Source organism: Polaribacter sp. BAL334, assembly GCF_015767435.1.
Classification (GTDB): domain Bacteria; phylum Bacteroidota; class Bacteroidia; order Flavobacteriales; family Flavobacteriaceae; genus Polaribacter.
Window position 1 is genome coordinate 1 of sequence record NZ_JADWOV010000062.1, and the last position, 455, is coordinate 455.

A 455-nucleotide genomic window follows, 5' to 3' on the forward strand; every position below is an offset into this window, starting at 1 on the left:
ATATAATCACCAGGCAACATAAATTTATATGTTTTATTGTAGATGTGTGGTTCATTATCTTTTACCCATTTTAACTTTGAAGCTGTAAAATTTGCTGGAGAATTTAGTAATTGGCTCGAACACTTCTCATTTCCTATTTTATTAAATGCCATATTACCAATTTCTACAGCTCGACTATCGCACCAAATGATGCTTTTCCTCAACGTTTTTCCATTTTCATCAACTAAAACCAAACCATGCATTTGGTAAGAGATACCAATGCCTTTTATTTGAGTTCGAGAAACATTATAGGTACTTTTTAAGTTTTCAATCGCTCTACAAATATATTCCCACCATTCTTCAGGTTCTTGTTCAGCCCATCCGTTTTTTAAAGCGAGCATACTCATTTCTTTTTTGGGTTCTTGAACAACACCAATACTTTTTCCGGTTGAAATTTCTACTAAGGCCGCCTTGAT

General features: G+C 33.8%; 1 protein-coding gene. It reads right to left on the reverse strand.

Annotated features, from left to right (window positions below):
• Nucleotides 1-455 (reverse strand): FGGY family carbohydrate kinase (locus IU405_RS00340; RefSeq protein WP_262894623.1); only part of this gene is annotated, 455 nt, incomplete at both ends.